Annotated in this window: 15 protein-coding genes and 2 pseudogenes; 7 read left to right on the top strand and 10 right to left on the bottom strand. The window is 40.7% G+C overall.

The features are described from left to right. The 5 genes and pseudogenes from FTU36_RS15345 to FTU36_RS15325 all read left to right on the top strand — a co-directional run. Positions 1-104, top strand: a pseudogene (locus FTU36_RS15345) (IS5/IS1182 family transposase); the annotation flags it as partial. Further along, on the top strand, positions 101-640 hold the full coding sequence (locus FTU36_RS15340) for a hypothetical protein (protein WP_180118454.1): 540 nt from the start codon (positions 101-103) through the stop codon (positions 638-640). The pseudogene FTU36_RS15345 and the gene FTU36_RS15340, both read left to right, overlap by 4 nt. 111 nt (positions 641-751) lie before the next feature. Further along, a complete protein-coding gene (locus FTU36_RS15335) occupies positions 752-1,441 on the top strand; it encodes a Smr/MutS family protein (protein WP_078190270.1) in 690 nt (229 codons plus the stop codon). A gap of 95 nt (positions 1,442-1,536) precedes the next feature. Further along, positions 1,537-2,085, top strand: coding sequence for a GTP cyclohydrolase I FolE (gene folE, locus FTU36_RS15330; RefSeq protein ID WP_171262632.1), 549 nt, complete (start codon positions 1,537-1,539; stop codon positions 2,083-2,085). A gap of 119 nt (positions 2,086-2,204) precedes the next feature. Further along, positions 2,205-2,561 carry a cupin domain-containing protein gene (locus tag FTU36_RS15325; protein WP_180059902.1) on the top strand — a complete coding sequence of 119 codons (357 nt, stop codon included), beginning with the start codon at positions 2,205-2,207 and terminating at the stop codon, positions 2,559-2,561. Positions 2,562-2,640: 79 nt separating this feature from the next. On the opposite strand, the gene FTU36_RS15320 is transcribed toward FTU36_RS15325, so the two are convergent. The 5 genes from FTU36_RS15320 to hemE form a co-directional block, all read right to left on the bottom strand. After that, positions 2,641-4,017: a diguanylate cyclase gene (locus FTU36_RS15320; RefSeq protein ID WP_168379157.1), complete on the bottom strand. Its 1,377-nt coding sequence runs from the start codon at positions 4,015-4,017 to the stop codon at positions 2,641-2,643. Positions 4,018-4,123: 106 nt separating this feature from the next. Then, positions 4,124-5,998 (bottom strand): DUF4105 domain-containing protein, encoded by a 1,875-nt coding sequence (locus FTU36_RS15315; protein WP_373686372.1) that lies wholly within the window; start codon positions 5,996-5,998, stop codon positions 4,124-4,126. A 109-nt stretch (positions 5,999-6,107) separates the two neighbouring features. Then, entirely contained in the window at positions 6,108-6,578 is a 471-nt protein-coding gene (locus FTU36_RS15310) for a DUF3015 family protein (RefSeq protein ID WP_078190276.1), read from the bottom strand. A 150-nt stretch (positions 6,579-6,728) separates the two neighbouring features. Next, positions 6,729-7,520: a DUF817 domain-containing protein gene (locus FTU36_RS15305; RefSeq protein WP_180109405.1), complete on the bottom strand. Its 792-nt coding sequence runs from the start codon at positions 7,518-7,520 to the stop codon at positions 6,729-6,731. Between the two features lie 40 nt (positions 7,521-7,560). After that, positions 7,561-8,631, bottom strand: a complete 1,071-nt coding sequence (gene hemE / locus FTU36_RS15300) for a uroporphyrinogen decarboxylase (protein ID WP_078191978.1) — start codon at positions 8,629-8,631, stop codon at positions 7,561-7,563. 205 nt (positions 8,632-8,836) lie between these two features. Between hemE and FTU36_RS15295 the strand changes: the two genes are divergently transcribed. Together FTU36_RS15295 and FTU36_RS15290 are read left to right on the top strand one after the other, a co-directional pair. After that, complete coding sequence (locus tag FTU36_RS15295) at positions 8,837-10,057, top strand: L,D-transpeptidase (protein ID WP_180118450.1); 1,221 nt, start codon at positions 8,837-8,839, stop codon at positions 10,055-10,057. A gap of 527 nt (positions 10,058-10,584) precedes the next feature. Then, positions 10,585-11,280 (top strand): pirin-like bicupin family protein, encoded by a 696-nt coding sequence (locus FTU36_RS15290; RefSeq protein WP_180118448.1) that lies wholly within the window; start codon positions 10,585-10,587, stop codon positions 11,278-11,280. 30 nt (positions 11,281-11,310) lie between these two features. Here the strand turns inward: FTU36_RS15290 and FTU36_RS15285 are convergent, their stop codons facing one another. From FTU36_RS15285 to atzF, 5 genes and pseudogenes are all read right to left on the bottom strand, one after another. Then, positions 11,311-11,448 carry a hypothetical protein gene (locus FTU36_RS15285; protein WP_180118446.1) on the bottom strand — a complete coding sequence of 46 codons (138 nt, stop codon included), beginning with the start codon at positions 11,446-11,448 and terminating at the stop codon, positions 11,311-11,313. Between the two features lie 536 nt (positions 11,449-11,984). After that, positions 11,985-12,386: pseudogene (locus tag FTU36_RS15280) on the bottom strand (guanosine-3',5'-bis(diphosphate) 3'-pyrophosphohydrolase); the annotation flags it as partial. 159 nt (positions 12,387-12,545) lie between these two features. Further along, positions 12,546-13,232 carry a GntR family transcriptional regulator gene (locus tag FTU36_RS15275; RefSeq protein ID WP_180110059.1) on the bottom strand — a complete coding sequence of 229 codons (687 nt, stop codon included), beginning with the start codon at positions 13,230-13,232 and terminating at the stop codon, positions 12,546-12,548. A gap of 2 nt (positions 13,233-13,234) precedes the next feature. After that, positions 13,235-16,834 carry an urea carboxylase gene (gene uca, locus FTU36_RS15270; RefSeq protein ID WP_180118444.1) on the bottom strand — a complete coding sequence of 1,200 codons (3,600 nt, stop codon included), beginning with the start codon at positions 16,832-16,834 and terminating at the stop codon, positions 13,235-13,237. A gap of 19 nt (positions 16,835-16,853) precedes the next feature. After that, the gene (atzF, locus tag FTU36_RS15265) at positions 16,854-18,668 is read right to left on the bottom strand and encodes an allophanate hydrolase (protein ID WP_180118443.1); all 1,815 of its coding nucleotides are present in this window, start codon (positions 18,666-18,668) and stop codon (positions 16,854-16,856) included. Between the last annotated feature and the right edge of the window lie 456 nt (positions 18,669-19,124).

Raw genomic sequence — 19,124 nt, 5'->3', positions numbered from 1 at the left:
CCTTCAAAATTCTTGCTGAGCGATATCGCAATCGAGGCAAAAGACTAGCATTGAGATTCAATCTAATTGCTGGAATTTATAACTTGGAGCTGAGTGAAAAATGACTTATGAAAGAAATCTATTGAAAAAAAATTTAGCTGATGAGCCATATTTAATAAATATATTCATGTTCCATGCAGCAATAAATGATTTTGATGATATGAATGATTTTTTCCAAAATGCGATAAAGAACCTGACACAGAAAAATGATATTGATAATTATGAAAAAGCCAAAAATTTGTATCTTGAATATTTAAATTTTGGTGAAAACAATGAATTTTATGATACCACCTTAATTATGGCGGCTATCGAGCACACAGATATTTCTTTCATCAAAAAAATGAAGCTGAGAAAAATAAATGAACTTGTAGTAGATGAAGTTGAACCACAAACATATTATTTCACTAGATGCTCCCCATTAGGTAAAGCTATCCGCCTAAATCAATATCAGATAATTTCTTATTTACTTGAAAAAGGCGCTTCAACCGAAATCGTGTGTATTTCTAAATTTAATGAAGAACAATCAGCATTAGCTCTTGCAGAACAATATAAAAATAAAAAAGTTATTAAATTAATTAATTCAACTTTGAAGCCCAAATAGGACTTGTAATGAATTAGGAGATCTTCTTTATATAAAGTCTTTCCAGTTCAAATCAGTGCCATTTAAGGCTATAATTGCACTAAATTTTTGTATATTTCCCGTTTTTTCATTATGAGCAAACACGATTCTTCGCTTTCAAAAGATCAGTACAACCTACTGAAATCTTTTAAAAAGCAAATTACGAATCCACATTCCTCAACGATTGCTAAACAGCCTGAGCCAACGCCAAAGACTGTTGAACAAGAGCAGGAAGAAGACTTCGCGCTTTTCCAAAAGCAAATGCAAGGTGTTCAAAAAATGAATGCAGGAAATACTGCAAAAATGGAAAAAGTGGGTCGTAAAAAACCTGATGCGCAAACGTTGGCTAAACGTGCTGCTGCAATTGGTCCTATGGAAACAGATGATGCATTACTTTCTGATACGCAAGCGATGCTCAACCCTGTTGCCAGTCAAGCTGCTTTAAGCTATCGCATTGCAACCTTACAACATAAAGTTTTTGAAGATTTGAAAGCTGGTAATCTACGTTGGTTTGAAGCTGTCGACTTACACGGTTGCACTGTTGAAGAAGCCCGTTCTGCCGTGCTGCAAATTATTCAAATGGCGAAAGATGACAATCAAAACGTCATTAAAATTGTGCATGGCAAAGGTCCAGAAGCAATTTTAAAAACTTATGTAAATAGTTGGTTACGTCAACATCGTGATGTATTGGCATTTGTGAGCGCCCCAGAAAAACAAGGCGGCACAGGTGCTGTACTGGTTCTGCTTAAACGTGCAGAAAAAAACCCACAGTTTAAACAATAATCGGATTTAACTCCAAAAGAAGGCATTGTAATAGTTTTCTGCTACAATGCCGTCCTTGTTCAATCTCTCAGTGTAAGTGAACACGTCTTATGTCTATGCAGCAATCCTACGCAAATATCCTAACTGCCGTTGGTGAAGATCTGAATCGCCCGGGTCTTAAAGATACGCCTATGCGTGCTGCTAAAGCTTTTTCATATCTTACTTCTGGTTATAGCCAGACACTTGAAGAAGTGACCAACAATGCGGTTTTCCCATCAGATAACCGTGAAATGGTCTTAGTTAAGAATATCGAATTCTATTCTTTGTGTGAGCACCATTTATTACCTTTTTATGGTCGCGTACATATTGCTTATCTCCCAGAAGGCAATGTTTTAGGTTTATCAAAATTCGCACGTATTACAGAAATGTTTGCCCGTCGCTTACAAATTCAGGAAAACCTTACTCAGCAGATTGCTGAAGCAGTGGCTGAAGTGACTGGTGCGCGTGGTGTTGCTGTGGTGATTGATTCAGCTCACATGTGTATGATGATGCGTGGTGTGGGTAAACAAGAGTCTACAACCCGTACCGTTTCTTTTGTCGGTGACTTTAAAACCAATAAAGAAGAACGCCGTGAATTCCTAAGTGCTGTACCTGAAAGCTATTAACAGAACATTCAGCGTTAGCACTCATAAAAAAGCTTCAAACTCTTGAGGCTTTTTTTATTTGTGTTTTAATGTCCCAAATCATTTGCTTTGATAGCAAAGCACTATTTTCAGGATGAATCATGTCAGATGTATATATTGCTGGTCAGGGTTTAGCGCAAGCCGATCACAGCATAGATTACCCTCGCCCAGACCGTTTGGTTCAGGGCAATCCCAAACGTGAAACTGCAAGCATGTATGCACACCCCAATATGGACTGCGGGATTTGGCAATGTGAAGTTGGCGCATGGAATATTGTCTTTGCACCCAATAAACAAGAGTTTTTTACAATCCTTGAAGGATTAGTACGTATTTATGATCAACAAGGCGGGTATATTGAAGTTTCCGCTGGCCAAGCGGGCATTATTCCCCCATCGTTTCAGGGCAAGTTTGAAGTTGTCGAAGCCGTCAAAAAATACTATGTGGTTGTTGAAGTTTAAATTACGGCACATCTCGCCATAAAACGCATTTACCCATAAAAAACTCCCACATAAGGGAGTTTTTTATACTCTGAACGAATTAGATATACGACAAATGCTTAGTGACTTGGATACAGTTTCGACCATTATTTTTTGCCGCATACAGCGCATGATCTGCTGCATCTAAGAAACGCTGATAATCAGGATGTCCATCATACTGTACACAACCAATGCTTACGGTAAAACTAAATTGCTGACCTTGTGCCGTTCGGATCAAACCCTTTTCAATATATTGGCGAATATTTTCTGCAATTTTCATCGCACGGTTTACACCAGTATCCACCAAGAGTAATAAGAACTCTTCCCCACCAATACGGAATGCATAATCGCTACCTTGACTATAACGCTGTAAGGCTTCGGCAATAAATTTGAGCGCAAGATCACCTGCCGCATGACCAAACTTATCATTGATCATTTTGAAATAATCCGCGTCAAAGGCGAGCAAAGACAACGGCGTTTCATTTTGCCGCGCAAAGGTAATTTCACGTGAAATAATCGTACTGAGATAACGACGGTTTAGGAGTTGAGTCAAAGAATCATTGCCAGACTCAATATATTCAGCCACTTGAAATAGTTGATCAACTAGATGCTGAATTTCACGGTTCAATTCACGAATCTGTTGAATCAACTGTTGCAGCTGATCTTTTTCCGTCATCTGCATCGTTTGCTGGGTTAATTGATCCACTTCATAAATTCGGTCAATAATCAGTTGAACCTGATCTGAACCAGAAAAAGCATATGCCGCTTTATGAATGAACCATAGCCCAAACTCTGATTTTGAAAATAAGGGATGATAAAAACCAACATTGCCCGAAAAGATTTTAAACATCAGTTCATTTTCCCAGTCGAGCAATGAACCCCGTTGTTTATCTTTATGCACTGCTACATCTTGCATCGCTGAAAATAAGCGATAATTGTGTTTTGTTTCTTGGTTTTTTTCTGTATTGATCTCATAAGAGCGGCACATAATTTCTGTGCTGAACCCCATAATTTGTACAATATAACTGCACATATGGAGAATATTTTGCGTTTGGTTTAACTCTAAAATTTCAAATATTTTACGTTCTATTTCACGTACACCACGCATGATGAACCATGACGGAATACCAACACGCGCGTGTACCATTCCAACTTTCTGCTGTCTTTTGACTGAGCTTTCAAATTCACCATTCAGTGCGACATTAAACGTTTCTAACAACCATTTTCTTAAAGTGTCGATGAGCCTTTTTTGAATGATATCGTCTTTAAAAAATTCAGCTGACTCTGGCTCACGTGACATTTGTTCATAAAAAACAGTAACTAAATGTTCAACATGCCTTTGGATAAATTGCAATGCTGCAAGATGTTCATTTTCAGTATATTGATCACAAATATCTTTCCAAGCCTGACTTAGACCTGTAATACATTCTTGATTCATTCGGTGACACAAACCACAGCTATTACAAAGCTAGCAATCATACCTTGCTTTACTTACATAAAAAAACAAATTTATTTGATATTTCATATTTTATCTATCTTAAAAATTAATAGAAAAATACATAACTCAATTTCAATTTATTCCAATCTTGATCATCTTGCTGCTGGTATTCATAGCCTAGTCTTAAAGCATTTTGTTGGTTGACGATATATTGTAATTCAGCATCGAGTTTCAGATTCCATTGATGTGTGTCTTCCCAATACGGAAGCTCTGCCTGAACCAAACTATTGAATTTTTCCGACCAAATATTTTGGCAACCCAATGTCGGCCCAAGGCCCACTCGCCATCCATCATCTAGTGACTTGCCGCCCTGCACCTGCATTTGAGACTGCACATAACACAAATGTGTGCGTTCCTGATTGGCCCAGCTATATCCAGATTGAGCTTTTAATTCAGCTACACCATGTTGTTTTGTTTCGCTAAATTGACCTGCATCTACTGACACTTGCTGCCAGCCAAAATTAAAACCCCAAGTTAGCGGTGTTTTAAATGGCGTGATCGGGTTGTAAGAATTGACTGATAAAAAATCAAAATGATTGAGTTTGAATTGGTCGTCTCGATATTGGATCGAGCCATCCCAAAACATCAACTGCGTACCAATCCGAAAGCCACCTTGCGGATCGATCAAATCATGATAAGCCTGACGATGACCAAGTTCGATATACTTTTCACCTTGAACTTCGCCTACTGCGGCTGAAAAATTTCGCGCATGATGTCCATTGACTGGATCTAGACTTGGCTGCTTAGGTTCAGTCCGTTGTTTGGGTTGTGAAGATTGGCTACGTAAGGCCAAGATTTGACGCAATTTAGGCTGCGTTTCTTCCGCACTCACCTTTCGACCAATCAGCAATAAATACAGATGGTCATACGCCATTTCTAATATTTTCGCTTGCTCTGCTTCATTAAACTGAGCGAGTGCTGTCGACATCATCGCAGGTTCAATTTCAGCGAGCTTATGCGCTTCACGTGCTAAACGATATCCATGTTGCTGCGCTTGTGATAAAAGCTGCGTTTCTAATGCAGGACGATACACCGCTGCTTGAATCAGTTGTTCATCATTGATCGCTTTAATCGTTTCAACAGGAATGGAAGCGACTTTAAATTTTTCGGTTAAATTCAGTGTCGGGCGAACCAAATCCATTAGGCCCAATAATCGATATGCACAGTTATCACTGGCAAAATAATAGGGAAAACTGACATTTTGCATTTCCCAAAGATGTTTAACCAAATAACTGGTTTCTTGCTCGGTCAGTGCTAGCTCATATTCCCACAAATCACGACTTTCAAAATCACCATATTCTTTCACCTTTCGGTAGTACGGCATCAAGGAATATTCACCAGGATACTGTCCTGTTAAGCCTTTCCATGCATAAGACCAGTTATCTTCACCTGCAACTGTCGCTGCATAGTTAATGGCATAAGACACCAAATTTAGCTCTTTTTGATCTTTCGGATCGAGACGCAATAAGGTATGTCCAAACATAGAACTTGGATTACCCATAAAGTCTGTGGCGTAAATTAATGTCGCTTTATACGGCTTAATTTTCCCAAACCATTCATCAAACTCAGGGCAACTCACCACTGGTAACTGCTCTGAACGGATGGATAATTCTTGCATCAGCCACTGACTACGCGCAGGGAAACGACAACGAAAGGCTTGATTAGGTTCGGCGGGTTGAAACAGTGCAGCGACATCTGCCTCTAATTCAGCTTGAGCACTTTGGCGGCCATTTTCAGCTAAAAAATAACCTGTATAGGCAACTTCACTTTGTCCTTTATGATCTGTATATAAAAGTCGTTGCCAACTGATGTGTTCAGACAGTTTTTTTGATTGTGCAAGTTCAATATATCGCTGTAGCTCTACGGTTTTAGAGAGGTTTGGATCTACAACTTGCTGAGCATATAAGATGCTCGGAATCATAAAGGTACAAAATAAAGCAATTGATTTCATTCAGTTATATTCAAATCCATTTTTATATATTTTAGATAATAAAAAACCCTGCCAAGAGACAGGGTTTTGAAAGCATCGATTAAACGTATGCTTTAAGTACTTCATCTTTCGCCATTACGCTTTGTAATGAAGCAAGTACTTGTAGAGAAGACTGGTTTTCAGCTGAATAGATTTCAGCAAAATTTGCTTTAGACACAGCAAAGAAACGTGCTTTATCTGTTGATTGGATGTTTAAAAGCTCAGCCAAAACATTCAGGCTCTCACCTTGACCAACTGCCATATCACGAGCAAGTGATTCAGCATTTTCATTGGTAAATGTTACCGCTTGAGCAGTCACTGTACCTGTACCGCTACAACCTAAAGTACCAAAGGTAATACCAAGTAACTGGTTAGTAAAAATACCGTTGGTAGTCGCAGCTAAAATTTTAGGAATTTTACCTGATTGACCAGCCCAAACTTGAGAACCAACACCACAACCTACGTCACGGTCAGCAAAAGCAGCTGTAGAACCTAGTGCAACGACTGCAACTAAAGCTAATTTTTTTAACATAGCACTTCTCCAGGGAATTTTATTCCATTGTTTTTAATTATTAAAACATGTGTAGTTTTGATTACACACCTGTAGATTAACTTGATCTTTCAGATAAGGCAAAACATTTTCATCTAAAACTTTTGGCTAAAAATAATACGTTCTTTTTCACTATTTTTTGAGCAACCAAGTACCATTTTCGTCACGTTTTCCAAGGATTTTGAGTACTAAAACCAAACTGAGTAATAGCAACAAATACCAAGAACCAAGTTTCCCCCAACCGACCATATGCCATGCATCGACCTGACTTGGATATAACCAAATTTGATAGAAGGTACTGATATTTTCTGCAATCCAAATCAAAAATGCCAAAATCAACAGTACTGGTAACATGGGCAACTGAATCACATGATTTTGTAATTGAAAACTGAGCTTGGTTTTCCAAAAGATCACCACACTCCAAGCAAACAAAAGCATACGAATATCTGGCACAAAAAATTTGGTCATAAAATTAAGATATGACAAAACGGCTAAGCACAGCATATTGCCAAAACGCGGTAAGTTACTGAACGACACCTGATATAGACGTAACGAACGTGCAAAGAAACTTCCTACTGCCGAGTACATGAAACCTGCAAATAATGGCACGGTCAGCAGTTTGAAAACGGCAGGCTGCGGATATTGCCATGAGGCAATGTGTGGATGGGTCAGAAATATTTCCATCCCCATTGCAAGGATATGAAACAGTGCTATGACTTTGGCTTCCGCCCAAGACTCAAGTTTTAAGCAGAGTAAACACACTTGAATGATCAGTGCATAAAACAATAAATAGTCATAACGGAAAAAGCCAAAATATTCCTGACTTCCCATTGCTGCTGTTAATGCAAAAGCGATCAACAGTAATATCCCAAATAAGGCAGCCGAAGCTGCCTTATAAGAGAACTCAAAACATGATTTTATCATCTTGACCACGGTTGAATCCTAAACCTATTTCCTTGAAGCCTTATAAATACTTGGCACTATATTCGTGTACCGTATCAATAAAAGCTTTTGGATTGGCTGGATCTACCCACTGAGTAATACCATGACCTAAGTTCGCCACATAACCGGTTTTTTCACCGTTGGCATATGCATCATCTAACATGGCACGCGTCGCTTTCGCAATCGCTTCAGGCGAACCATATAATGTTGCTGGATCTAAGTTGCCTTGCAATGCTGCACGGCCTGCGACTGTTTGACGCGCCACATTTAATGGCGTAGTCCAATCTAAACCAAAGGCATCTGCACCCGTTGCAATCATTGGCTCTAACCATTGACCACCACCTTTGGTAAACAAAATCACAGGAACTTTGCGTCCATCTTTTTCACGCTGTAATCCTGCCACGATTTTTTGCATGTAGTTTAGTGAAAATTCAATGTATTCACGGTGTGCTAATGCCCCACCCCAACTATCAAAGATTTGTACAGCTTGGGCACCTGCATCAATCTGCGCATTGAGATATTCAGTCACCGCCACAGCCAAACGGTCTAATAAAGCATGCAGTACTTCAGGTTGTGCATACATCATTTGTTTCGTAAAACGGAAATCTTTGCTTGAACCGCCTTCCACCATATAGGTTGCCAGTGTCCAAGGACTGCCTGAGAAACCAATCAAAGGAACTTGTCCGCCCAATGCTGAACGAATCGTAGTCACTGCATTCATGACATAATCTAAGTCAGATTTGGCATTAAACTTAGGTAAATTCAGTACATCTTGTTCGGTACGTACAGTTTTATGAAACTTCGGACCTTCACCTGCTTCAAAATACAGTCCCAAACCCAACGCATCAGGTACTGTCAAAATGTCTGAAAATAAAATAGCTGCGTCTAAGTCATAACGACGCAAAGGTTGTAAAGTAACTTCACAAGCAAATTCTGTATTTTTACAAAGAGATAGGAAATCACCCGCTTTTGCACGTGTTTCACGATACTCTGGTAAATAACGGCCAGCCTGACGCATCATCCAAACCGGAGTTGCATCTACCGGTTCACGTAATAAGGCACGCAAGAAACGATCATTTTTTAAGGTCGTCATTCACTTTCCCAACTTAATTCGATATTCGCATCATCATATCAAAAAGGTTGTAAATATAATAACTTCTCAAGCATTTAAAAACCGATCATGTTGAGTGCCAAAAATGATATTTACACAAAACAACTACTGCATCTCCACTTTTTTTCTGTAATACTTAGCCAGTTTTTAATACACAGTAAATGAATAATTCTTAAGGTTGAATTACATGTTCGTTCGCACCATGCTCGCACTGAGCCTAAGTTGCATATTTGCTGGTACAGCTATTGCCGCATCTACTGCTGAACAACCATTAACGCCAAAAAAAGTGACTAATGTTGCAGTTCAGGATCCCATTGATCCGTTAGCGACTGAAGCTTCATCTGCAACTAGCCAGATTAGCGCTCAAGAACAAGAAGATCTGAACCAAGCATCGCAAACTTTAGACAGCCTGCAACAATCAGAAGATGTTAAAGCCGACATCGGTGCTGCACCTGCTACATCGACTGCTACAACTCCAACATCAACTTCGCCTGCTGCCAAAGTTGCTTGGGGTTTAAATGACCTAAATAATGCACAGTGGTATGACAATATCGGTAAAGGTCAATTCCCTGTTTATGCACGTGCGCATGTCATGCTCAATAATGCACATGCTTCACCAGGTGCAATTGATGGTACTAGTGGTAAAAATACCTTAAAGGCGATCGCTTCATTCCAACAAATGAATAGCTTGAAACCTACAGGGACTTTAACTAAAGAAACTTGGGATGCACTGATTGCAAAACAAGGTTCTAAACCTGCATTTATTGAATACACATTGACTGATGCAGACTTGAAAGGTCCTTATGCAGCATCGATTCCACACGACTATGCATTACAAGCAAAAATGAAAGGCTTGTACTACACACGTGTGACTGAAATGTTAGGTGAAAAATTCCACATGGACGAAGACTTTTTGAAAAAGTTGAATCCAAAAGCGACATTTAAAAAAGCTGGTGAAAAAATCTTAGTGGCGAATATTCGTAACGAAGTTCCTGAAGATATTCACTTAATCGTTGCACATAAAGGCGCGAAACAACTTTACTTGTTTAATAGCCGCAACCAAATGATCGGTTCATTCCCGGCAACGATTGGTAGTTCAGATACTCCATCGCCTACAGGTACATATAAAGTAACAGGTGTTGCACCAAACCCTTGGTACAGCTACTCGCCTTCTAACTTTGTTCAAGGCAACAACAGAAAACCATTGTCTTTACCACCTGGTCCAAATGGTCCTGTTGGTAATATCTGGATTGGCTTGAGCAAAAAATCATTCGGTATTCACGGTACACCGAACCCATCTGCTATTTCTAAAACTGCGTCACACGGTTGTATTCGTTTGACCAACTGGGATGCAAATGACTTAGGTAAGAAAGTGAAATCTGGTGTGACTGTTAAATTTTTAGAATAATTTTAGTCATATTTAAAAAGCCTGCTTCGTGCAGGCTTTTTTATCGCTGTGCATTCATGAATTTTAATGTTACTGCGCGCAATTTGACAAAAAAGGAACGATACGCGTTAAGGGCATCCACAAATGTTGGAGACAGCACTTCTTTTAATCAAGAATGGTTTGCAATACTTTGAATAATTAGAAGGTAGTGAACGAATTTTGTCGGTGAGGTGCACTGCACCGCAAGATGTTTCCTTGCGAAGCACGCTTCTTATTTTGCCTATGAGAAACATCGTTTCACAAGACTACCTCTAGCCGAAGGCTATTCCATTAATTTAATCCCTAGATGTAAGACTCCGTCGAATCGGCTTAAAATCATTTTAAACGTGCAAAATATCTTTACGAAAGTAACGTCAGTGAATTAAAAAACTTTATCTCGAATGATCGTTGCAAAAATAGGATGAATTGTCGCTAAAAAACTATATATCCCAATTTAGTTCAATCTTAAAATAGGTACATGTTCAATAATTAAGATAAGGATGAATGCCATGAATGCTTTTTTACATCCAAGTGAAAACCGTGGTCACGTAAAAATGGGCTGGCTTGAGTCTAAACACAGCTTCTCTTTTGGTAACTGGTATGACCCGAAATACATGGGCATTAGTGCGCTTCGTGTAATTAATGATGACTTAATTGCAGCACATGAAGGTTTTGGTCAACACCCACATGACAACATGGAAATTTTGACCTGTGTGTTAAAAGGCACCATTACGCATAAAGACAGCATGGGCAACCATGGTGGCATTTCTGCGGGTGAATGGCAGCTGATGAGCGCGGGAACTGGTGTTCGTCACAGTGAAATGAACCAAGGTGATGAAGATGTTCATTTATTGCAAATTTGGATCATTCCAAACGAACGTGATGCAGAGCCGACATATCAGCAAATTAAATGCGATCCACGTGATCAACCAGATCAATGGCATTTAATTGTTGGACCGAATGACAATGCACCGATGCATATTCGCCAACAAGCTGAAGTGAAAACAGCAGTCATTTCTAAAGGTCAATCTTTAGACATTGAAGCAACACAACACATTAACTATGTGCATGTCATTTCAGGCTCAGTGAAAATTGCTGAACATACCGTTGAAGCTGGTGGCGCAATCGCCTTTCTAGAAGCTAGCAAAATTGAAGCGCTTGAAGATGCTCAAGTGATTTGGTTTGATTTACCCGAAGTAAAATAACGAAAAAGCCCTCAAATGTGAGGGCTTTTTTTATGCCGCTTGGCTTAGGCGTTCACTGCGTTGATACAACCACATCAACACCAAAGTTGGAATGATAAATCCTGCAGCCACCATGATGCCATGTAGGATTGAGGCATAAGGTTCAGCAAGCATGGCCAAATGTTTCATTGGAGATGTCAATGGATGGAATCACTTTAAACATCTCGAAGTCTAGCATTTCGAGATGTTTATATATGCCGCTCAGCATCTAATTATCTAGATAAAATTCATCAATCAAAGGTGATTTTATTCTATTGCTGATGCAATCTATCTAATCAGCCTTCAGTTTCCACGCGATAAAAATGATTTTGCATAAAGACGCAAAACATAGAGGCAAATAATTGCCGATCTTGTTCAGTTTGAAAGATGCCCCCGAAATAGTCTCGATCTATGGTTAAAATTAAATTTAAGAATGTTGCCTGCTTGGGAACCACTCCCATTCTTTGGCAATATGCAAAATATGCGCTGACATCTTCAAATAAAATCCACCATTCCTGTGGACTTCCAATCTGAATACCACCTAATGAATGCTCTAGATCAAACATCGCATTGAGCAGATACTGAAAATTTTGCTGTGAACTCTGAAATTGAAATCTCGGATAATCTGTTGTTAGATTTAAATCGATCAGATGTAAATGGACGCTCCGAGCACGCTCTAATCTACGTTTAACTTTGACATATTGTTGATACCGACGTCGATCTTTTGCTGTGACCGAAGTTAAGCGCGATAAATCCATATTGTCATGCAAATCACTAAGTTTCACTTCACACGCAATTACATTTTTAGCGGTACGCTGCGCAGCTCGAAATCGGTTCTCACCTGCTGCTTTTGTCAGTGCCTGTATCGCATCAATAATATGCGTTTGAAAACCCATAGCGCGAAGCTCATCCGTCGTTGTCTCTGTATCTTCTAAAATGTCATGTAATACAGCGACGATTTTAGCATCGGGATGTTGCACATTTTGCATCACACGAAGTGGATGCTGAATATAGGCTTGACCCGCTTTATCGACTTGTCCGAAATGGCGTTCAGTCGCCAAAGAAATCGCGTTTTCTAAAGTTGAAATAAAGAATCTCCCCTTCGTGGTCTTTTTTATTTTTCTCCATCATATTAACCAATGAATACAGATATTTGTAACTCTAAGCGCTACTCGAACGACACAGATTGACTCGTAAAATACATATCTACCGTGAATTATCGTGAGGTAGATCTTTTGCAAATACTTCTATGCCATTCGCGCCAACATTTCCAAAGTAATTTTTTTCACCTCTTCTTTACTTTGCTGAATATGGCTGCGCATTTTCTCCAATGCCGCTGTCACATTATGTCCAAGGATCAATTGTAAAATCTGTTGATGCTCGGCATAAGTGGCTTCAATTCGATAATCTTTAGAAAAATCTAAGCGACGAATAATACGGATTTTTTCACTCACATCCCGATGCACTTTCGCCATTTCACTATTGCCAATCGCTTCAACCAATTGGCAGTGAAATGCTTCATCTTGCATCGATAAAGTTTTTAAATCATGCAAATACTGTTCAGGCTGAATACACCATAAATTTACCAAGTCTTGTAAAGCCTGTTTGAGTTGTTCTGGTTCCATTTTGCAGAGCTGCTCAATGGCATAGCATTCAAGCAAAATCCGTAAATCATACAATTCTTCGTAGGCTTTAAAGTTCAGCGGCTTGACTTCCCAACCGCTACGAAAATGTACTCTTACATAGCCATCTTGCTGTAAACGGTATAAAGCCTGCCGTACGGGTGTACGGCTTACTTCATATAATTCGGCAATTTCAGATTCGGTAAACCGTGCGCCCGGTTTGAGCTGAAAATCAAAAATATCGTTTTTTATTTTTTGGAAAACCAGCTCAGACAAGTTGTCTGAGCTTTTCCCAACAATGGCTGAGGTCATATTTATTCCATATAAACCAGCGGCTCACCGCTATGTACCGTTTGTCCTGCACGGCAGATAATCGCTTTCACGATACCATCATCATCGGCATAGACTGGAAGCTCCATTTTCATCGCTTCAATAATGGCTACAGTCTCACCTTTCTTCACAGACTGTCCAGCTTCGACAAAAATTTTCCAAATGTTGCCAGTCATCGACGCATTCAAGGCTGCAAATTGGCTATAGTCGGTATCATCTTGCAGGATTTCCATTTCTGCAGGTACATCGAACTCATCTTTCCAGCGTTCAACTTCAGTTGTAAATGCCTGCTGCTGCTGTGCTTTAAATTCGGCAATACTGTCCTTTTCTGTTTCCAAAAAGGCTTGATAGGCTGCAAAATCAAATTCAGTTTCTTCAATTTTGATTTCCGCCACACCATTGGCAAAGTCAGCACGGAATTGATCCAGTTCAGCTTCGGTTACTTCATAATATTTAATTTGATCAAAGAAGCGTAAGAACCATTGCTGATCGCCAAACTGTTTGTTCTTTTTAAACTTATTCCAAATAGGCAGTGTACGGCCAATCAATTGATAACCGCCTGGTGAGTCCATGCCATAGATACACATGTACATACCGCCAATACCCACAGTGCCTTCTGCGGTAAAAGTACGTGCAGGGTTATATTTCGAGCTGAGTAAACGATGACGCGGATCAATTGGAACGGCACAAGGTGCAGTTAAATACACATCACCCAAACCTAAAATCAGATAATTGGCATCAAAAATGATGTCTTTGACTTGCTCACGGCTGTCTAAGCCATTAATGCGCTGAATGAAATCGACGTTATTTGGCAACCACGGCGCTTTGGCACAGACACTTTCTTGATAACGTTCCACAGCACCTAAAGTGGCCGAGTCCTCAAATGCCATCGGCAAGTGAATAATACGGGATGGAATCTTGATTTGGCTCAAATCTCCCATCTCATTTTCGAGTCCTAATAAGAACTGAATTAAATTCGCTTGGCTGAAACACAATCCATCATATTTAATTTGCAGTGAACGCACACCCGGTGAAAGCTCTAAGATTCCATCAATATTCGCTTCACGAATCAGCTGCATCAGTCGATAAACACGTAAGCGCAATGCAAGATCGAGGACATTTTCGCCATATTCAAGCAAGATGTAACTGTCACCTGCCTGACGATACACCGCTTTCGGCGCATACGCATCTGCTTCACGCACAGCCAATATCCCTTCAGGCTTGCATTCAAAATTGACCAACTCTGACTTTTCAGGTGTTTGAGCAAAGTTTTGAATATCGGCAATTTGCTGAACTTCCAAGGCATTGGCTTGTTCCACACTCATTGGATAGAAACTGATGCTGTCATCTGCCTTCAGTTGACCAATCTTCCAAAGTTCTGCTTTGGCAATGGTGACTGGGCAAACAAAGCCACCGAGGCTTGGGCCATCTTTAGCCAAAATCACGGGAAAATCACCAGTGAAGTTAATCGCCCCAATAGCATATTCACAGTCATGCACATTGGATGGATGCAAACCTGCTTCACCGCCATTTTCACGTGCCCAGCATGGTGTCGGGCCTGTTAGGCGAATACCTAAACGGTTTGAGTTAAAGTGCACATTCCATGTTGAAGCAAAGAATTCTTCAATATATTCAGGTTTAAAGAAATCTGGTGCACCATGCGGACCATACAACACGCCAATTTTCCATTCTTTGCCATAGCTTGGAATACGCTCTGCTGCCAAAGCTTGTGGTGCTGCTGTAGCAATTTCCAGTCCATCTAAAGGCAAGCTTGGATTGACCATTTTAATCATGTCACCTGCACGCAGCACTCGCCCTGCATGACCGCCAAAATTACCCAATGCAAAGGTTGAGCAGCTGCCTAGATATTCAGGTACATTTAGCCCGTTACGGATCGCAAGATAAGTACGGCAACCCGACTCAACTTGTCCAAGTACTAATGTTTGCCCTGCTTTGATGCTGATCGGTTGCCAAAAATCGACATTCACACCATCTAGAGTCGCGCTACATGGCGCACCTGCAATGGCTACAATGCTATCGGCATGAAATTTCAGGCTTGGTCCTTGTAAGGTAAACTCAAAGCCTGCTGCCGATTTTGGATTACCCACAACTTGATTGGCCAACTGAAATGCATAATCATCCATTGGGCCTGATGGCGGTACACCAATATCCCAATAGCCCACACGCCCCGGATAATCCTGAATCGTACTTTGTGTACCTGGTTGCAGCACCTCAATCACATTTGGCACATATTTAAAATCATCCAGCAGGCGTGTCCAAATTTGCATATTTTCAAAGCGTGCATCAGACACTACGGTATGCGCATAGTCTAAGTTGGTGCTGATGCCATTCAGGCGGGTTTCAGCCAAGGCTGTTTTTAACTTGGCAATCGCACTGTCTCGGTCTGCAGCATGCACAATAATTTTGGCAATCATCGGGTCAAAATATTGTGAAATTTCAGTACCTGTAGACACCCAAGTATCCACACGAATATCTTCAGGGAAATACACATCCGTCAACACACCCGGACTTGGCTGGAAGTTTTTCACTGGATCTTCCGCATAAATTCGCACTTCAATGGCAGCACCATTGGGCTGAATATTGCTGAGTTTTTCCCAATCTAAAGCATCACCTGCCGCCACTTTCAGCATGCATTCAATCAGGTCTAAACCCGTCACCATTTCAGTGACTGGGTGTTCAACCTGCAAACGGGTATTCACTTCAAGGAAATACACTTCATCACGGGCAGCATCATAGATAAACTCAACCGTACCTGCGCTGCGGTATTTCACCAATTGACCAAGCCCTACAGCAGCACGGTGCAATTTTTGACGGGTTGCTTCAGGTAAATGCGGTGCTGGTGTTTCTTCCACCACTTTTTGGTTACGGCGCTGCAAGGAACAATCACGCTCACCAAAGGCAACGACTTGCCCTAAACCATCACCAAAAATTTGTACTTCTACATGACGGGCTTTATCGACAAAACGCTCGAGGAAAACACCCGCATCTTTAAAAAACTGCTCGCCTAGACGCTTTACACTTTCATACGCATCTTTTAATGATTGTTCATCATCACAGCGGGTTAAACCAATCCCGCCACCGCCTGCGGTGCTTTTCAGCATGATTGGATAACCAATCTCTGCCGCAGATGCGAGTGCTTCATCCAAATTTGCCAATAAACCTGTACCCGGTGTCATGGGCACATTGGCTGCCGCAGCCAATTCACGTGCACGATGCTTCAAACCAAACTCTAAAATTTGTTCAGCCGTTGGCCCCATAAAGGCGATACTATTTTCCTCACATGCACGGGCAAAATCAGCACTCTCAGATAGAAAACCATAACCTGGAAATATTGCTTCAGCGCCAGTTTGTTTGGCTGCTTGAATCAATTTTTCAATACTTAAATAAGTCTCTGCAGGTTTGATGCCCTCAAGTGAAACCGCCACATCTGCATCTAAGACATGTTGTGCATAACGGTCTGTCTCTGAATATACGGCAACCGACTGAACACCGAGTTTCTTTAATGTACGAATCGCACGAACAGCAATTTCACCACGGTTTGCAATTAAAACTGTTTTAAACATGATTATTTCCCCGATTTTTTTAATTTGATTTTGCTGTTGTTGCTTGCAGTGATTGGATATAGGCGCGCCAGCCGCCAAATTCACTGATATTTTTTGCACCGTTTAGGCCATAAGGTTCACAAATAAAGCCTTTCACCCAACGTCCATCGGCAAGCTCGATATTGCCCATACCCAGTGGTGTTGGAATTTCGGCGACAAATTCACCAAAGCGTGCTTTTGGAATATCCCAAAGCTCGACAATAATTTTTTGACCCGCTTCCTGACGCGCTAAACCTGGTTTCGGAGGTACTGTGCCCGGCAGTGCATAGAGGGCGTAATCGGCAGAAGTGGTTGTGGTTTCGACATGCACGGCTTGGCGTGTTGTCAGTTGGAAATTGAGTGGCATGCCTGTGAGATGTGCGCCTACGACTGCAACTCGAAAATGTTGTGCGGATGGTGCAGACATGACTGAATTTGCTTCAGGCAATCTTTTCGCTACTGCACCGAGTGGTAATTTCAAATGCTTTTGCCATTTTTCGGCAAAATCTGCTAAAGCCGTATCGTGCCAAGCCGGTGCAATGAATGTGATTCCAAAAGGCAGCCCGTCGGCACGAAAGCCTGCAGGTACAGCGATGGCACTAAGGTCTGCTAAATTGGTAAAGTTGGTATAGGTGCCAAAGTGGCTATTATTTTCAATTGGCGATTCAGCCATTTCTGCAAGCGTGTGTATGGTTGGCGAGCTTGGCACCACTAAGGCATCAAATTGCGCTAAGGTTTGCTGAATGTCTCGAGCCAATTCTTGCTTTAAATATTCGGCATTATAAGCATCAACCGCAGTGTACTGCTGGCCTTTTTGAATGATTTCCAAAACCGTTGGGTCAAAGTCTTGCACCGATGTTTCTAATAAATCTGCAACTGCAGCAGTTCGCTCTGCGACCCATGCCCCTTGGTAAAGTTGGCTCGCCAATTGACTAAAAGCACTGAAATCAATTTCTGTTAGTTCTGCGCCTAAGTTTTTTAATTCAGTCAGTGCTTGCTGAAATGCATCCGCCGATTGGGCATCACCAAAAAATTCTAATTGTTTTGGAATGGCTAACTTTAATCGTGCACTGAACTTTGCAGGCGCTGTAGCAGGATTCACACGTGAATAACTGTCAGTTACATCAAAACCCTCCATAACTTCTGCCACTGCAGTTGCATCAACGACGGTTAAGGCAAAAATTGAAATGCAATCTAAGCTTTTACACGCAGGCAATAAGCCAGTATTTGAAAAACGCCCTTTGGTTGGCTTTAAACCAACAATATTATTAAATGCTGCGGGTATACGCCCTGAGCCTGCTGTATCTGTACCGAGCGCAATCGGGACTAAACCGCGCGCCACCACACTGCCTGAACCTGAGCTTGAACCACCGCTTACAAAGTCAGGATTAAAAGTATTCGGCACTGCACCAAATGGCGAACGTGTACCGACCAATCCTGTGGCAAATTGATCTAAATTAGTTTTGCCTACAATAATCGCACCCGCTTGTTTTAAGCGTTGCACCACAAAGGCATCTTCAATTTTTATGTCCGTAAATAATTTAAACGCAGCCGTTGACGCAAAGCCCACCACATCTATATTGTCTTTAACTGCAATAGGCACACCAAATAAAGGTAAGGCCGCAGCATTTTCGATTTGTTTTAAAGCGTCAATCTGCGCAGTTAATTGTTCTATCGATGCAATGGAAATCCATGCTGAATCTGCATGGTCAAATTGCTCAACCAAGGCATATAATTCTTCCAATTGAATTGTGTTATTCGCGTAGCCCGCTTTCCATTCTGCTAAAGTCCAGCCTAAAGTTTTTATTGAGTTCATTGATGTGCTCATTCTTGTATCCAAGTTTGAATACTATGTTGCACACATCATGCCAAAATTAATTTTTTGTTATTTTTCAGTATTTTAACACTAAAACACCAATCGTTTTCCTATTTTATTTAGGCAATACAAAACGATAAGTGTTCTATTAAGTTTCCAAGCTCCACTATTTTGGTGCATGACTTTTATAATCGTGTTTTCAATAGATTCTTTTCATTTAGATGCAGATATAAATACAGTGAACTTTCTATTTTCACTCTTTATAAGCTTTCAATTTAGATGTTTTGTATGACTTTGAACTTAGAATAAAAAGAACTGTGAACCGTACTGGGTTTGTCGGAGACATTTTTATTTAAGTTAGGCCACGTGACCTAACGGGTTAATCTTATCATAGTACATTGCTTCAAACTCAAAAGGCGATACATAACCCAATGCGCTGTGTACACGCTTTTTGTT

This window comes from Acinetobacter sp. YH12096 (assembly GCF_013419215.1).
GTDB lineage: Bacteria > Pseudomonadota > Gammaproteobacteria > Pseudomonadales > Moraxellaceae > Acinetobacter > Acinetobacter amyesii.
This window is presented reverse-complemented; position numbering and strand designations above follow the sequence as displayed.

Excerpts from the sequence above, each read along its gene's own strand:
- FTU36_RS15315 (WP_373686372.1), bottom strand. The coding sequence starts at position 5,998 with ATGATTCCGAGCATCTTATATGCTCAGCAAGTTGTAGATCCAAACCTC.
- FTU36_RS15320 (WP_168379157.1), bottom strand. The coding sequence starts at position 4,017 with ATGAATCAAGAATGTATTACAGGTCTAAGTCAGGCTTGGAAAGATATT.
- FTU36_RS15290 (WP_180118448.1), top strand. The coding sequence starts at position 10,585 with ATGAATGCTTTTTTACATCCAAGTGAAAACCGTGGTCACGTAAAAATG.
- FTU36_RS15275 (WP_180110059.1), bottom strand. The coding sequence starts at position 13,232 with ATGACCTCAGCCATTGTTGGGAAAAGCTCAGACAACTTGTCTGAGCTG.
- FTU36_RS15295 (WP_180118450.1), top strand. The coding sequence starts at position 8,837 with ATGTTCGTTCGCACCATGCTCGCACTGAGCCTAAGTTGCATATTTGCT.
- uca (WP_180118444.1), bottom strand. The coding sequence starts at position 16,834 with ATGTTTAAAACAGTTTTAATTGCAAACCGTGGTGAAATTGCTGTTCGT.
- FTU36_RS15310 (WP_078190276.1), bottom strand. The coding sequence starts at position 6,578 with ATGTTAAAAAAATTAGCTTTAGTTGCAGTCGTTGCACTAGGTTCTACA.
- FTU36_RS15325 (WP_180059902.1), top strand. The coding sequence starts at position 2,205 with ATGTCAGATGTATATATTGCTGGTCAGGGTTTAGCGCAAGCCGATCAC.
- folE (WP_171262632.1), top strand. The coding sequence starts at position 1,537 with ATGCAGCAATCCTACGCAAATATCCTAACTGCCGTTGGTGAAGATCTG.
- FTU36_RS15335 (WP_078190270.1), top strand. The coding sequence starts at position 752 with ATGAGCAAACACGATTCTTCGCTTTCAAAAGATCAGTACAACCTACTG.
- hemE (WP_078191978.1), bottom strand. The coding sequence starts at position 8,631 with ATGACGACCTTAAAAAATGATCGTTTCTTGCGTGCCTTATTACGTGAA.
- FTU36_RS15285 (WP_180118446.1), bottom strand. The coding sequence starts at position 11,448 with ATGAAACATTTGGCCATGCTTGCTGAACCTTATGCCTCAATCCTACAT.
- atzF (WP_180118443.1), bottom strand. The coding sequence starts at position 18,668 with ATGAACTCAATAAAAACTTTAGGCTGGACTTTAGCAGAATGGAAAGCG.
- FTU36_RS15305 (WP_180109405.1), bottom strand. The coding sequence starts at position 7,520 with ATGATAAAATCATGTTTTGAGTTCTCTTATAAGGCAGCTTCGGCTGCC.
- FTU36_RS15340 (WP_180118454.1), top strand. The coding sequence starts at position 101 with ATGACTTATGAAAGAAATCTATTGAAAAAAAATTTAGCTGATGAGCCA.